The 14,346-nt window shown below is 74.3% G+C and carries 12 protein-coding genes and 1 pseudogene; 7 read left to right on the top strand and 6 right to left on the bottom strand.

Annotated features, from left to right (window positions below):
- A pseudogene (locus tag BCD48_RS52980) lies at nt 1–264 on the top strand (hypothetical protein); the annotation flags it as partial.
- Between the two features lie 439 nt (nt 265–703).
- Here BCD48_RS52980 and BCD48_RS31920 read toward each other — a convergent pair.
- Nucleotides 704–997, bottom strand: a complete 294-nt coding sequence (locus tag BCD48_RS31920) for a DUF167 domain-containing protein (protein ID WP_071052085.1) — start codon at nt 995–997, stop codon at nt 704–706.
- A gap of 449 nt (nt 998–1,446) precedes the next feature.
- On the opposite strand from BCD48_RS31920, the gene fabG reads away from it, so the two are divergent.
- The 3 genes from fabG (at nt 1,447) to BCD48_RS31905 (ending at nt 4,506) form a co-directional block, all read left to right on the top strand.
- A complete protein-coding gene (gene fabG / locus BCD48_RS31915) occupies nt 1,447–2,169 on the top strand; it encodes a 3-oxoacyl-ACP reductase FabG (RefSeq protein WP_071052084.1) in 723 nt (240 codons plus the stop codon).
- Nucleotides 2,170–2,421: 252 nt separating this feature from the next.
- The gene (locus BCD48_RS31910) at nt 2,422–3,876 is read left to right on the top strand and encodes a ferrochelatase (RefSeq protein ID WP_241842155.1); all 1,455 of its coding nucleotides are present in this window, start codon (nt 2,422–2,424) and stop codon (nt 3,874–3,876) included.
- Between the two features lie 114 nt (nt 3,877–3,990).
- Nucleotides 3,991–4,506, top strand: coding sequence for a DUF3090 family protein (locus tag BCD48_RS31905; RefSeq protein ID WP_071052082.1), 516 nt, complete (start codon nt 3,991–3,993; stop codon nt 4,504–4,506).
- Between the two features lie 220 nt (nt 4,507–4,726).
- Here the strand turns inward: BCD48_RS31905 and BCD48_RS31900 are convergent, their stop codons facing one another.
- Nucleotides 4,727–5,158, bottom strand: coding sequence for a hypothetical protein (locus tag BCD48_RS31900; RefSeq protein WP_071052081.1), 432 nt, complete (start codon nt 5,156–5,158; stop codon nt 4,727–4,729).
- Here BCD48_RS31900 and BCD48_RS31895 point away from each other — a divergent pair.
- Entirely contained in the window at nt 5,148–5,984 is an 837-nt protein-coding gene (locus BCD48_RS31895) for a hypothetical protein (RefSeq protein WP_071052080.1), read from the top strand. The two genes, BCD48_RS31900 and BCD48_RS31895, sit on opposite strands and share 11 nt — an antisense overlap.
- Before the next feature lie 581 nt (nt 5,985–6,565).
- On the opposite strand, the gene BCD48_RS31890 is transcribed toward BCD48_RS31895, so the two are convergent.
- From BCD48_RS31890 to BCD48_RS31875, 4 genes are all read right to left on the bottom strand, one after another.
- A complete protein-coding gene (locus tag BCD48_RS31890; protein WP_198543477.1) occupies nt 6,566–7,354 on the bottom strand; it encodes an Rv1486c family protein in 789 nt (262 codons plus the stop codon).
- Nucleotides 7,355–7,823: 469 nt separating this feature from the next.
- A complete protein-coding gene (locus BCD48_RS31885) occupies nt 7,824–9,035 on the bottom strand; it encodes a glycosyltransferase (protein ID WP_071052079.1) in 1,212 nt (403 codons plus the stop codon).
- 351 nt (nt 9,036–9,386) lie between these two features.
- On the bottom strand, nt 9,387–10,538 hold the full coding sequence (locus BCD48_RS31880; RefSeq protein ID WP_198543476.1) for a glycosyltransferase family 4 protein: 1,152 nt from the start codon (nt 10,536–10,538) through the stop codon (nt 9,387–9,389).
- Between the two features lie 155 nt (nt 10,539–10,693).
- The gene (locus BCD48_RS31875) at nt 10,694–11,305 is read right to left on the bottom strand and encodes a DUF3099 domain-containing protein (RefSeq protein ID WP_071052114.1); all 612 of its coding nucleotides are present in this window, start codon (nt 11,303–11,305) and stop codon (nt 10,694–10,696) included.
- A 360-nt stretch (nt 11,306–11,665) separates the two neighbouring features.
- Here BCD48_RS31875 and BCD48_RS31870 point away from each other — a divergent pair, with 360 nt between their 5' ends.
- Together BCD48_RS31870 and BCD48_RS31865 are read left to right on the top strand one after the other, a co-directional pair.
- Entirely contained in the window at nt 11,666–12,847 is a 1,182-nt protein-coding gene (locus tag BCD48_RS31870; RefSeq protein WP_198543475.1) for a CaiB/BaiF CoA transferase family protein, read from the top strand.
- A 509-nt stretch (nt 12,848–13,356) separates the two neighbouring features.
- A complete protein-coding gene (locus BCD48_RS31865) occupies nt 13,357–14,214 on the top strand; it encodes an SAM hydrolase/SAM-dependent halogenase family protein (RefSeq protein ID WP_071052112.1) in 858 nt (285 codons plus the stop codon).
- Nucleotides 14,215–14,346: the final 132 nt, after the last annotated feature.

The raw sequence follows: 14,346 nt of genomic DNA, 5'->3' as shown, positions 1-14,346 counted from the left end.
CCGGTGGGCGGCCACTCCGGTCGGACTGGGCGGCGCATGGCAGCCGCCGGGCTGTCCTGGGCGTCGGCGGCACGCGTCTCGTGCGGCCGGGGTGGCCGTGGTGGCGGGCGTCGCGGCCGGGCTGGCATCGGCACCTGGGCCGGCGGGTATGCCTCCGCAACCCCGCCGTCCGCCGAGGATGCGCCCCAGGCCATCGGCTCGTCGCCCGGCTGGCCCGCGACAGCGGCCTCGTCCGCCGGCAGTCTGGTGGCCGCCGGCCCCTGAGCCGGGCCGGCTGAGCCGCTCGGCCGCCCGGGCGGCTCATAGGAACGCTCTCGCGGCCGGTACTCCGCGTGACGTATCCCCGGCCTGTGCACCACCGGCCCCCAACCGATTCGCGATCTACAACTGGTCGTCGGAGTGCTGTCGGAACGGCGGTCGGGCGAGCGGACCATGGATCTTCCGCCGCGAGCCTCGGAATTCGCCGATCCGCGGAGACCCCGGGATTCCGGGACCCCGCCCACCCAGTCCGGACGCGCGACGCCGGTGCCGCGTTGTCCCGGTGGGCCGTTCCCGCCGGATGCGGCCCGCGCCCACCGTCCATCTCACCACCGCGTGCCGGTTCGGCGCGCGCCGCCCGCTTTGGGCACCAGGATGACGGTATCCGCTGGTCGGCGGGCCACCCGCGCCACCTCACCGGCCGGCCCCGAACCGCCGTCACGGGTCAACGGGACTGGCGCAGGGCGGTGAGGCGGGCGCGCAGCGCCGGCTCGTCGGCTGGTGGGGCGTCGATCTCGACGACCTTGGTCCGGCTGGTCACGCCGTGGACGAGGGCGAGGTCGCGGCGGCGCAGCCCGAGCGCGTCCGCGAGCGCCCGCAGCGCCGCCTCCGTGGCCTTCCCGTCGACGGCCCTGGCCGCGACCCGCACCACCAGGTTCGCCTCCCCGTCCGGTGCGGCGACCTCCCCGCCCACCGCCGTCCGCCCTGCCCCCGGCCGCACCCTGATCGTCACCCGCACGCCCCCATCGTCCCCACCCGTCCCCACCGCCGCCCGCACAGGGCTGCCCCGCGGGAGCGGCGAGTTGAGATGTGACGTCCCTTCTTGGGGACATCCGCGCAACCCAGCCACAACTAGTGACGGCGCATCAGCGCAGCATCACCTCAACCACCTGGTCAGCCCGGACCCAGTCCTGCCCCAGGCATACGCCAGAACCCGGAACCCGGAACCACACAGGAGCAGGGTCCCTGCCGGATCGCGAAGCCGGGGTCCTGCCGGATCGCGGAGCCGGGGTCCCTGCCGGATCGCGGAGCGATCTGGGAGGTCTGCTGGAAGGTCTGCTGGCAGGTCGGGCTCCGCGCCCCGGACCTCCCAGATCGACTCCGCAAGCTCCGTCGATCCGGCAGGAACCCCGAGGCGCCGGACGCCGCTGGCGCCGGCCAGGCCGGTGGGCGGTTACGATCCGCCCCATGGTCGAGAACGAGGGTCAGGGCCGGGTCGCGCTGGTCACCGGCGGTAACCGGGGGATCGGCGCCGCCTGCGCGGCGGCCCTGGTGGCGGACGGGCAGCGGGTCGCGGTCGCCAGCCGCGGCGGGGAGGCGCCGGAAGGCATGTTCGGCGTCCGGCTCGACGTCACCAGCGTGGAGTCGGTCGAGAAGGCGTTCGCCGAGGTTGAGGCGGAGCTCGGGCCCGTCGACATCGTCGTGTCCAACGCCGGCATCGTGAAGGACACGCTGCTGCTCACGATGTCCGAGGACGCGTTCCGCGACGTCGTCGACACGAACCTGCTCGGCGCGTACCGGGTGGCCAAGCGCGCCGCCCGTGGCATGCTACGGCGCCGCTATGGCCGGCTGGTGTTCATCTCCTCGGTCGTGGGCCTGTCCGGCCAGCCGGGCCAGTCGAACTACGCCGCCTCGAAGGCGGGCCTCGTCGGCTTCGCGCGCTCGCTTGCCCGCGAGCTCGCGCCCCGCAACATCACTGCCAACATCGTCGCCCCCGGCCCGATCCGCACCGACATGACCGACTCCCTCACCGACGCCCAGCGCGAGCTGCTCGTCGCCAGCGTCCCCGGCAAGCGGATGGGTGAGCCGGAGGAGGTCGCGGCCGCGGTGGCCTTCCTCGCCTCGGAGCGCGCCGGCTACATCACCGGCGCCGTCCTGCCGGTCGACGGCGGCGTCGGCATGGGCCACTGACCGGCTGACGCGGGGCGGGCCTCGCTCGCCGCACGTCGGGCGGCTTCGCCGGTGGCCGGCCGGGGTGGCCTTCCAGGGGACGCCTCCCGCGCCTCCCGGCTGATGAGGGCCCACGGCCCCCCGTTTCTCTCGTGCCGGGAGGGGGAGAATAGGCCGATGCGCCAGACTTCAGCCGGAAGCCGGGCCACGGCCGGGTGGCCGGGGCGCCGGCCGTCCACCTTTCCGGTGAGTCCGGCCGGCCAGGCGCCGGCCGTGGCCGGGACGCCGGACGAGTCGTCAGCGCCGGGGACGGCGGCCGTCGGCGTGGATGTGGACGCGCTGCTGCTGGTCACCTTCGGCGGGCCGGAGGGGCCGGAGGACGTCGTCCCGTTCCTGCGCAACGTGACCCGCGGGCGGGAGGTGCCCGAGGAGCGGATCGCCGAGGTCGCCGAGCACTACCAGCGTCTCGGCGGACGCAGCCCGATCAACGACCAGAGCCGCGAGCTGCTGGCGGCGCTGCGCGCCGAGCTCGCGCCGCTGCCCGTGTACTGGGGCAACCGCAACTGGCGCCCGTACCTGCGCGACGCGCTCGCCGAGATGCGCGCGGACGGGGTGCGGCGGGCCGCCTGCTTCGTCCCGTCGGTCTTCGCGACCTACTCCGGTTGCCGCCAGTACCGGGAGGATCTCGCCGGCGCGCTCGCCGAGCCGCCCGCCGGCGGCCACCGCGTCAGCGTCAGCGTCAGCGTCAGCGACGGTGACGGTGACGGTGACGGTGACAGCGATGGCGGCGATGCGGGCCTGGCGAGCCTCGAGCCGGACCGCGGCCTCGAGCTGGTCAAGCTTCGGGTGTTCTTCGACCACCCCGGCTTTGTCGGCCCGATGGTCGACCGGGTCGCGGCCGCCGTCGACGCGCTGCCGGCCGGCCGCCGCGGCGGCGCTCACCTCGTGTTCGTCGCGCACTCCGTGCCGCGCTGGCAGGCGGTCGAGAGCGGGCCGGCCGGTGGTGCCTATGAGCGCCAGCTGACCGCGGCGAGCGAGCTCGTCGTTCGTGGCCTCGCCGAGCGGTGCGGCCAGGAGCACCCCTGGAGCATCGCCTACTGCAGCCGTAGCGGCTCCCCTCGGGTGCCCTGGCTGGAGCCGGACGTCGGTGCCCGGTTGGCGGCTCTCGCGGCCGACGGTGTGGGAACGGTCGTGATCGTGCCGGTCGGCTTCGTCAGCGACCACATGGAGGTCATCCAGGACCTCGACCGCGAGGCGCTGGCCCGCGCCGAGAAGCTCGGGCTCACCGCCGTGCGGGCCGGTACTGTCGGGGCGGACCCGCGGTTCGTCCGGATGATCGCCGAGCTGGTCGAGGAACGGCGTGACCCGGGCGCACCCCGGCGGGCGCTGAGCGCCTTCGGGCCGTTCCCCGACGTCTGCCCGACGGACTGCTGCTCCTCCCCGGCCGCCGAGGACCGTCGGCCGGCGGTGGCCGGGACGTCCGAGGACGCCCTCGGCAGGGGCCGGTTCCGGCGCGGCGCCGGCAAGACCGCCGTCCCTGGCGGAACGGCCGTGCCGGCCGGGCTTGGCGCGATCGGCGGTGCTGGCCGGCCCGGTCGGGCTCGCGGGCCCGGCACGGACGGTGGCCGTCGGCACCTCGACGATGGCCGGGGTGCCCGGCGCGCGGGGATACTGGATGAAGACCCGCCGGCCATCCGCCCCGCGCGGCCGGACCGGCACGCCACCTGACCGGATCCTCTGCCCCGGATCGCTGGTCCAGCTTCGTCCGGCTTTGGGCGGGTATCCCGGGTCGGGTGTTCCAGATCGTCTGACCCAGATCTTCTGACGGAGAGTGCGCAAGGCATGCAGCGACACGTGTTCGACCCGCCGGAGCGGTTCGTGGTCGGAACCGTAGGGCAGCCTGGCGAACGCGCGTTTTACCTCCAGGCCGCGTCCGCCGGGCAGCTGATCACCATCGGGCTGGAGAAGGCCGAGGTCACCGCGCTGACCGAGGGCCTGTCGGCACTGCTCGGACAGGTTGGCCAGCAGCAGGGCGTCGCCGTGCCGGCCGCCGCCGACATCGAGGTGGACCTCGCGCCGCTGGAGGCGCCGTTCGAGGAGGACTTCCACCTCGGTCAGCTGACCGTCTCCTGGGACGGCCGCCGGGTGTTCGTCGAGGCCGCGGGGCTCTCGCCCGGTCAGCTCGGGACGCCCATCAGCGAGGAGGATCTCGACTCGCTCCGGGTCGGCCTGTCGATCCCGCAGACCAGGGCCTTCATCGAACGTGCCCGCAGCATCATCGCCGCGGGCCGTCCGTCTTGCGTCCTGTGCGGCCGCCCCGACGGTCCCGGCGGCCACTTCTGCCCTCGCCTCAACTGACCCACGGCTGACCACAGCTGATCTACGGCCGCGAGCCGGTCGCGGTCGCGCTCGTGTGTCGCTCGGAGCCGTCCCGCCAGGCTCCCGTGCCGCGTTCGGCGGAACGCGAAGATCCCCGACAGTGGTCGCCCGCTCGTGCGCAGCCCAGGGCCGTCCCACCAGGCACCGTCCCATGCCGCCTTCCGCGGAACGCGAAGATCCGCCGAGCAGCGGTCGCCGGTCAGGTGGACGGCGGCGTCGGGGTGGGCGACGGGGTGGGTGGGGCTGGGGCGACGGGGACGGCGATGCCGACGACGACGATGGTGACCAGGGTGACCGGCGAGCATCCGGCGGGGGTGGTCGTCAGGGTCAGCGCGAGGGTGCTCGGCGTCGGTGTGGGGAGCCGGCCGATGTCGATGCTGGCCAGCGTCGCCGGGGCCGTGGCCGGCTGGGTCGGGACGGTGACGTCCGACTGGGTGAGCACGGTGCCATTGGTCGCCGAGGTGCTGGCGACGGTGTGGATCGTGGTCTGGCCGGTCGCGGAGGCGCCGGGCGCGGTATAGGCGCCGGTGATGTCGAGGCTCGCCCCGCTCGTGGTCCTGGTGATCGTCGCGGTGAAGCTGGACGTCACCAGCGCGATGGCCGGGCAGTTCGGGTTGGCCGTGAGGGTCACGATCGGGAACGGCGTGCCGGTCCCACTCGGGCTCGGGCTGGTCGACGGGCTGGCGCTGGTCGATGGGCTGGCGCTCGTGGTCGGGCTGGCGGACGAACTGCCCGAAGGACTGACGGTGACGGTCGGCAGGACGCCGGGGCTGGCGCTGATCGTCACGGTCGAAGTCGCGCTCGCCGTCGGCGCCGGCGCGCTGGCCGTGAGCGTCGGGGCGCGGCTGGCCGTCGGGCTCGTGGACGGAGGACGGCTGGTCGACGGTGGTCGGCTGGTAGCCGGTGTTGTCCTGGCGGGCGTGGTACCGGCTCGGGAGGAGCGTGCCGGGCTCGTGGTGATCCCGGACGGCGGGGCGAAGGATGGAGTGGTGCCCGCGACGGTGAAGGGGATGGGGTCGGTGTCCCCGTTCCATGGGCTCGCCGTCAGCGTGACAATGCCATTTGTGCCGCTCCGCTGGCCGCCGGGGATTCCCGTGGAGGCGTCGTCGTCTCCCGAGCCGTCGTGTCCGCCGCCGAGGAGAAGTAGTAGCCCGATGGCCGGGACGGCGAGCAGTTGCGTCAGGCCGAATGTCCTGCCGCGTTTCCCGACTCGCCGATGCCGGGCCTTGCGCCGCGGACCCGCCGATGTGGCCGCCGCCGACGATATGGACTCGGCGGGCGGCGGGACTGGCGAGCCCGGGTCGGCCGCGGCACCGTTCTGCCCGGTCCCGGCGCTCTCGGGACCCGCTGGATCTGGGCTGCTCTGCCGGCTCACCTCTGAGCGGGTTCCTTCCCAGGACGAACGACGCGCCGTGCACACCGACTACTCGTTCTGTCACAGTACCGGCAATCCATAAGCACCCACGCCCCATTACCCGAACGGTGTCAGAACGTTGGCCCGGCCGCCGTTGGCAACCGCCCACAGGTGGGTGTTCGCCTTGTCAGCCGGCCGTCGCGGATCCTGTGCGGCCTCACGCGAGCGCGCGCCACGGCCGAGTGACCGCCTGCCATGCCCAGACCGGGCGCCCGCGTGGGCCGAGCCGGTCGGCGAGGCGGGCCGGCCTGTGACGAGACGACGGGATACAGGCCGTCGCCAGCGGCATCCGGTGACCGCCCGCCGGGAGAGGAGGCCTTGATGACGCGGGCAGACCTGTACGTGCGGCGGTTCCAGGAAGAAGCCACACGGCGAGGGTTCGGCTTCTTGGTCCCGGACTACCAGTACAGCGGCCCGTTTGGTGAAGAAACTGTCATCCGGTACGAGAATCCGGAAAGTATGGCCGTCCTTTCTCTCTTCCGCTGCAGAATGAAGGGCACACTGCCGTCGGATTCCCGAGGACGTCGCCGCCGAGGCGGTCGATACTGGTGCGCCCAGATTCGCCGCGTGCCCGCGTGCCCGTGTGCCCGCGGACGGCCTCGGCCGGGTGTCTCGAGAGGCTCGTCAGCGAGAGGGCGGAGAGGTGGCGTGGGCGGGGTCGAAGGCGTCGTAGGCCGCTTCGTAGGCGCGGCGGACGGCGGCGGACAGGCCGCGCAGCGCCTCGGAGCGGCGGGTGATCTCGCCGGCGGTGACGGCGGCGCCGTCGTCGAGGGCGGCGAGGTCGAGCAGGGCGCGCAGCCGCTCGGCGCGCGCGAGCAGGGCATGCGCGACGGAAGGGTAGCCGGGGCCGAGGCCGGGACCGGGGTCCTCCTCCGCGCGGTCGCGCAGCAGGGCGAGCACCTCCGGGCGGGCGCTGGCGACGTCCAGGTCCAGCAGCGCCGACGTGGTCGCCGCGATCGCCTGAGCCAGCTCACGTTCCGCGGCACGCACCGGGGTCGGCGGCGGAGGGACCCGGGCGGCGGGCAGCGCCTTCCAGTGGACCGACTCCAGCGCCCCCTCCACCGCCGGGCCGTGCACCTCCACCGTCGGGACCAGCAGCAGCGGCGGGGCCGGGCCGATGACCAGCACCGCCTCGCTGGCGGCCAGCGCGTCGGCGTTCACCGCTGGCGGCCCCGGCAGGCCCGAGATGTCACCGGGGACCGGCAGGATCAGCCGGAACCGCTCGGCGCGTGCCGCGCGCAGCGCGCCCAGGCCGAGCAGCAGCGGCTCGCCGCCGAGCGTGTGCCGGCAGGAGCCGAGCACCCGTTGGACGTGCGTCAGGACGTCGTCGGCGCCGACGAGCCCGGCGAGCCAGGCATTCGCCCAGCCGGCGAGCACGCCGGACCGCGGCGCGGGCAGAAGAGCAGGGCACACGGGCCTACGGTAGGCACTTCCTCGCCGACATGTGACCCCGACGGGAGCAGAACTGCCCCGCCAGGCCGTGGTTCTTGCAGGTAGGGCCGTCCCGCCGGGGTCCCTGCCAGATCGCGGAGCGATCTGGCAGGGACCCCGGCCGGGCGCGGCCTGTCGGGCGCTGAGCGCCCTCCCTGCCTGGTTCCGGGTCAGGGTTTGTGACAGTGGCGGGGCTGGTTGCGGGCTGGTGAGGTGGGTGAGTTGGCGTCAGCGCTGAGGCGCGGTCACCAGACGTGGACAGGTTGCGCTTTCGACTCGCCAGAAGGACCCGGCACCCGCCGTGTGACTCGACGTCGCAACCTGTGGGATGTCTGGAAGACTGCTGAACAACTCAGGACTGCGTCGAACTCGCCCCAGTTTGCCCCGATCGACATATGCGATGGACTCGGGCGAGTCGGGCCACCGGAGCTGCTTTTTCGGCGGTCTCCTACTAGGCCGCCCGCGGCAGGTCGGTTCCGCCACCTGACCCGGCGGTGGCGGCGGGGTCGGTGGGCAGGGGGAGTGGGGGGGCCGGGCGTGGTACGGCCGGCAGGCCGTGGACGGACAGGAAGCCGTCGACGGTGGCCGACCAGGGGAACATCTCCGCGCGGGCGCGGGCGGCCAGCCGCCGGTCCGCCGGATCGAGCGAGAGGACCTCCTCGACGGCGTCGGCGAAGCCATAGCCGCAGCCGGCGGCGATCCGGCCGCAGCGCGGGTCGACCAGCTCGGCGAGCGCGCTGCCGTGGTGGACGACCACCGGCGTCGCGCTCGCCATCGCCTCCAGCGCCGCGAGGCCGAACGTCTCGACCGGCCCGGGCGCGAGAGCGACGTCGGCGCTGGCGAGCAGGCCCGACAGGCGCGCCCGGTCGGCGACGAAGCCGAGGAACACCACCGGCAGGCCGGCGGCCCGGCGTTCCAGCTCCTTGCGGCCGTTGCCGTCGCCGGCCAGCACCAGCCGCGCCGGGATCTTGCGGCGGACCAGCTCGGCGAGCGCGTCGATGGCGATGTCGACCCGCTTCTCCGGGTCCATCCGGCTGATCGCGACGAGCAGGACGTCCGAGTCGCGGGCGAACGCCCGGCGCAGCGACCAGTCGGCCGTCTGGGCGCCGAACCGGTCCAGGTCGACGCCGAGCGGCACCTGTCGCAGGTTGTCGGCCCCGATACGCCGGAACTCGGCCGCCGCCCAGTACGTCGTCGTGACCACCGTGTCGTAGCTGGCGGCCAGCCCGCGGTTGGTGAGGTCGGCGGCGGCGCGCACCGGCAGCACCCCACGCAGCGAGCACGGCGTCTTCGCGCCGAGCAGCCGGTCGACGCGCTCGTGGGAGACGACCAGCGAGTGCACTCCGCGCTTGCGGGCCCACCGGCCGAGCCGGCGCAGCGTGGTGCGGTCGTGCACCTCGAGATGGGTCGGCTCCGCCTCGTCGAGCAGCGCGGCCACCCGCCACGGCTCGGTGATCATGCGGTAGCTGGTGCCCAAGACCAGCGGCGAGCGCACCATCAGCGTGGTGACGCCGTCGGCGTGGCGTACGCCGTCGCGGCGCGCGGGCAGCACCCGGACCACCTCGTGGCCGGCGGCGACATAGCCCGCGGCCAGGTGGCGCAGCGTCGTGCGGATACCCCCGGACGTCGGCGCCACGAAGTTGGCGACCTGCGCGATCCTCATGCTGCCCACTCTCGATCGGCTCGCGGCGGCGGCTCTCCCGGCTGCGCGCGGGCTGGTGCTCAGGGTTGGTGCGGCCGGTCCACCGGCCACGGCGTCCGTGGCGGTCCGACGGTCCGGCCGGCCGTCGGTGGCCGAAGGGCACGCGCCGAGGCGAAGCCCCGCGCGCCCGGAGGCCGGGTCAGTCGTCGGGCCGAAGGGTGCGCGGAGAGCGAGTCCTCGCGCGCCCGGCGGCGGGTCTTGGTGTCGGGACGGGCGGCTCGCGGGGTCAGGACGGCCAGGGCGGTCGGAGCGGTCAGGGCGTGGTGCATGCCCGGCCGGCGGCGGTGCCTGGCCGGGGCGGTAGCGGGGTGCTCAGCGCCAGGCGTCGTCCCGGTTCGCGCTGATGTTGGCGCCGAGCACGTCGTGGTAGTGGCCGAGCAGCTCGTCCCCGATCGCCCGCCAGCCGCAGTCGGCCACCGAGGCGCGGGCTTCGTGTCCCATCGCTGCCCGGCCGGGGCTGTCGATCACCAGCGTGGCGACCTGGGCGCGCAGCGCCGCGGGGTCACCCGGCCGGTAGTGCAGCCCCGTCCTGCCGTGCTCGACGACGTCGAGCAGTCCGCCTGCCGCGGGCCCGACCACCGGCACGCCGCTGGCCTTCGCCTCCTGCGCCGCCTGGCAGAACGTCTCGTACTGGCCGGTGTGGACGAACACATCGAGGCTCGCGAGCGCCGACGACAGCCCATGGCCGGACTGGAAGCCCAGGAACGCGGCACCGGGCAGCAGCCGCTCCAGGCGGGTCCGCTCCGGCCCGTCGCCGACGACCACCAGCCGGGTGCCGGGCAGGCCGCTCACCGCGCCGAGCAGCTCGACGCCCTTCTCCCTGGCGAGCCGGCCGACGTAGCCGACGAGGACCTCGCCGTCGGGCGCGAGCAGGGTGCGCAGCTCGTCGTCGCGATGGTCCGGGTTGAACCGGTCCAGGTCGACGCCCCGGCGCCAGCGGGCGACCCGCTGCACGCCGGCGCCGACCAGCGCGTCGACGGCGTCCCACGACGGCGCGAGGGTGCGGGCGGCAAGCCGGTGTACGGTCGCGAGCCACCGCCAGATCGTGCGGTCCAGGGATGCGAGGCCGTAACGGCGGGCGAAGCCGGCGAGGTCGGTCTGGTAGACGGCGACGCTGGGCACCCCGAGCCGATGGGCCGCGTAGGCCGCCTGCGCGCCGAGGCCGGCCGGTGCCGCCAGATGGACGACGTCGGGGGCGAACCGGCGCAGCGCCGGGGTGAGGCTCGGCCATGGCGTCGCGAACCGGAACTGCGGGTAGCCGGGCAGCGGCGCGGACGGCGCCCACAGCACAGGGGCGCCCGCGTAGACCCGGGGCGCATTGCCGGCCGCGCGCGCACCGGGGGACGGTGCCACGACGAGCGCCTGGTGCCCTTCGGCCTCCAGGTGCTCCAGCACGCGGCAGACCGTGTTCGTGACCCCGTCCACGTGGGGGAGGAAGGACTCGGTGACCACCGCAACGCGCACAGGGCCACGGTGACAGGGCTGGGAACGCGGACGTATACCACCAGTCGGCTACAACATGAACGTTGCCCCACAGATCAGGAGTGATCGTCCTGTGGGCCGCGCTTGTTCGTCCGGCTGGCTGCCGCGCGCCGTGGTGGGCTCAGTGCCGTGGTGGCTTAGTGCCGTGGTGGGCGGCGTGGGCCGAAGAAGCCGACGTCGGCCCGTTCGGCCGGCCGGGGCGGCGGTGCCGCCGGGGCGCCGTGGCGCGGTTTGTAACAGGCGTCGACGGTGGGCTGGTCCGGCGAGGACGGCGTTGATCCGGCGGGGCTGGCCCCGCGTGCCGGGTACGGTCCCGAACCGGGCTCGGGCCCGGTCGACGGTGCCGGGCCGGAACGCGGGCCCGCGGGAGCCGGGCCCGGGCCAGCACCCCCGGGTCCGTGGCGGTTCTCGCGGTCTTGGCCGTCGCCCTCGACGACGGGGTGCTCGGCGGACTCCAGGGTCGCCGGCCCCCCGCCGACAGAGTGGCTGGCTGGCCGGAAACCGGCCGGGCGCCCGCGTGACGGCGCCGGCCCGCCATTGGCGACCACGACCGCCACCCAGGGGATGATCAGCGCGGCCACGATGGCCAGGAATCGGATCCACCCGTGGAAGAGGACCACCGCGAGCACGAAGCAGAGCACGCGGAAGCCCATCCAGAACAGGTACTGACTCTGCCGGCGGCGGATGTCGACGTGACGTGGGTCAGCGGCCGAGGTGATGAGCACCGGCTGCTGGCGACGCAGCCTCATCCGCACGTCCACTCCCTGGGTTGTCCGGTTCGGTTCGCCCCGTCGTACAGCGGGACCCGGTCGGCGCCCCCATCCTGCCCAGCCGGGTCGTCCCGGGACAAACAGTCGGCCAGGGGCGCTGGCCGCGGGCGCCAGCCCGGCGACATGGGCGGCCCGACCCTCATCCCGGCAACTCCCAGTCTCCGCCTGTTCGCCCCGATCCACCAACCTCCACCGCCATCCGGGTCGGAGATCGTGAGCCAGGTGGCGCGGGTGGCGCCGCGGGCGTGGATCGGCGGTTCGGATGGTTGGCAGGTCAGCGGGTCGGTTCCGGACGTGAACGGCCGCCGCGGGGCATGGCGGCGCCATAGGGTGGCCGGCGTGCTGCCGCTGCAGGGAATGACCGTTGTCAGCCTCGAACACGCGGTCGCGCTGCCGTTCGCGACCCGTCACCTCGCCGAGTACGGCGCCCGTGTCATCAAGATCGAACGGCTGGGATCGGGCGACTTCGCCCGTGCCTACGACGACGCGGTCCGAGGGGAGATGTCCGCGCACTTCTCCTGGCTGAACCGGTCGAAGGAGTCGTTCGCCCTCGACGTCAAGGTCCCATCCGGCCTGGCGGCGCTGGAGCGGCTGGTCGCGGGCGCGGATGTCGTCGCGCAGAACCTCTCGCCCGGCGCCGCCGCCCGGCTCGGCCTCGACGCCGCCACTCTGACCGCCCGCTACCCGCGGATGGTCGCCGTCGACCTCTCTGGCTACGGCCCCACCGGCCCCTACGCCGGCCGGCGGGCCTACGACATGCTGATCCAGGCCGAGTCGGGCCTGGTCTCGGTGACCGGTACGCCGGAACACATGGCGAAGGCGGGGTTCGCCGCCGCCGACGTCGCCGCCGGGACCTACGCCGCCCAGGCGATTCTGGCGGCGCTGCTGCGCCGGGAACGGACCGGCGAGGGTGCGGCGCTCGCGCTCACCATGCTGGACGCGATCACGGAGTGGAACGGCTACGCGGTCCAGTTCGCCGAGCACACCGGCCGCCCGCCGGCCAGGGCCGGCGTCGGTCACGCGTCGATCGCACCTTACGAGGCGTTCACCACCGCCGACGGTGACAGCGTCCTGATCGGGGTGCAGAACGACCGGGAATGGGCTCGGCTGGCCGCCGGCCTGCTCGGCCGCCCCGACCTCGCGACCGACCCCGAGTTCGCGACCAACCGCGCGCGGGTGCGCAACCGGACGCGAACCGACGCGATCGTCGCCGAGGTCGTCGACGCTCTGCCCACCACGGCGGTGACGGCGGGCCTCGACGCGGCCGGGATCGCCTACGGCCGGGTCAACGAGATGGCCGACGTGCTCGCCCACCCGCAGCTGGCCGCCCGCGACCGGTGGATCGAGGTCGACTCGCCCGTCGGCCCGGTGCGCCAGCTGCGCCCGGTCGTCGAGTTCCCGGACACCCCGCCCCGGATAGAGCCGGTCCCCGCGCTCGGCGAGCACACCGAGAAGATCCTCACCGAGCTCGGCTACACCCCTGATCAGCTAGCCGTCCTGCGCGCCGACGGCGCCATCTGAGCCTTTGCCGTGGATCTCGCCAGGTTGGCGGTCAAGCGGTAGCCGGGTGCAGTTCACCTACTCAGCTGGCGATCACCCGGCACTCGGCTGGCGAGGCTCGGATCATGATCGTCGAGCGGGTATGCCGGCCGGCGCCATGCGACCCGTTCTGTCTGATGTGCGCATGCCCGGTCCGCGATCTACGTGGCTCGCCAGTCCTGGGAGCGTCGAAGATCGCCGGCTGGGAACGCGGACCGGGCCTCGGCGCCCGGTCGGCGATGGTCAGAGAGAAATGGCCCGGTGAGCTCCGGGGCCGCCCCGCGTCGAGGCCGCGCCGGTGGCGGCCCCGGCCCTCGTTCGTCACGGGCGCGTAACCCGTTTTGTCGGATTTATACATACACTTGTGATCAAGGTTCCGCGAGTGTGGAGACCCCGTCGAGGCAGCGTGCGGGCCAGTGTCGCACTGTGATGGTGACAGCGGTCGCCGGAAGTGGGCGGTCGCGGCGGGTGGCTGCCGGCGGGGAGGGAGCATAGGTCCTGTGCCGCATGTGAGCTTCCTGACCGACTACGGGCTCGCCGACGGGTTCGTCGCCGCCTGCCACGGCGTGCTGCTGCGCCGCGGCGTGAGCGCGCTCGACATCACCCATCTGATCGACCCCGGCGACGTTCGGCGGGGCGCGGCCGTGCTCGCGCAGACGGTGCGCTACCTGCCGGTCAGCGTCCACCTGGCGGTCGTCGACCCAGGCGTCGGCACCAGCAGGAGAGGGGTCGTGCTGGTCACGCCCGGGGGGATGCTCGTCGGCCCCGACAACGGGCTGCTGACGCCGGCCGCGGCGGTGCTCGGCGGCGTCACCGAGTCGGTGGCGCTGGCGGCCCGGCCGGGTGTGCCGGCGACCTTCCACGGGCGGGACGTGTTCGCGCCGGCGGCGGCCGAGCTCGCCATCGGCACACCCCCGGCGGCGCTGGGACGGCCGGTCGACCCGGCGGCGATCGTCCGGCTGCCGCCGGTGCTGGCGCGAGTGAGCCAGACCGAGACGCGGGCGGACCGGGCCGAGGCGGAGCTAGCGGCCGAGGTCGTCCTCGTCGACCGGTTCGGCAACGTGCAGCTCGCCGCGACCGGCGACCTGCTGGCCGACGTCGGCCTGGTGCCCGGCCAGCGGGCCGAGGTCCGCGGCGTGACGGCGCAGGAGGGGGCGCCGCTCGTGCTGCCGGTCGGGGTCACGTTCGGCTCGGTGGAGCCGGGCGAGCTGGTGCTTTACGTCGACTCGGCGGGGATGGCCGCGTTCGCGGTCCGTGACGGCGACGCGGCCTCCCGCCTGGGCCTCGCCCCCGGCGACGTGGTCACCCTGTGTCCTCGCCGGGCTCGGCCGGACCGCGCGACCGTATAGACGCGGTCATCAACCGCGGTGCTTCTCGCGGGAGGAGACCGTGGTCTATGGCGGCGTGTGTGGACACGGCCGTCGGCCACAGTTCCGGCACGCGGGAGGGCGCGAGCGCGTCGGGATGACCGCGCCGCGTAG

Source organism: Pseudofrankia coriaricola (assembly GCF_001854805.1).
Lineage (GTDB): Bacteria > Actinomycetota > Actinomycetes > Frankiales > Frankiaceae > Pseudofrankia.
The sequence above is the reverse complement of the archived record's forward strand: the minus strand, read 5'-3'. Positions and strand labels throughout refer to the sequence as shown.

What these genes read in the sequence shown, in the direction of transcription:
- BCD48_RS31875 (WP_071052114.1), bottom strand. Translation starts at nt 11,305, where the DNA reads ATGAGGCTGCGTCGCCAGCAGCCGGTGCTCATCACCTCGGCCGCTGAC.
- BCD48_RS31905 (WP_071052082.1), top strand. Translation starts at nt 3,991, where the DNA reads ATGCAGCGACACGTGTTCGACCCGCCGGAGCGGTTCGTGGTCGGAACC.
- fabG (WP_071052084.1), top strand. Translation starts at nt 1,447, where the DNA reads ATGGTCGAGAACGAGGGTCAGGGCCGGGTCGCGCTGGTCACCGGCGGT.
- BCD48_RS31885 (WP_071052079.1), bottom strand. Translation starts at nt 9,035, where the DNA reads ATGAGGATCGCGCAGGTCGCCAACTTCGTGGCGCCGACGTCCGGGGGT.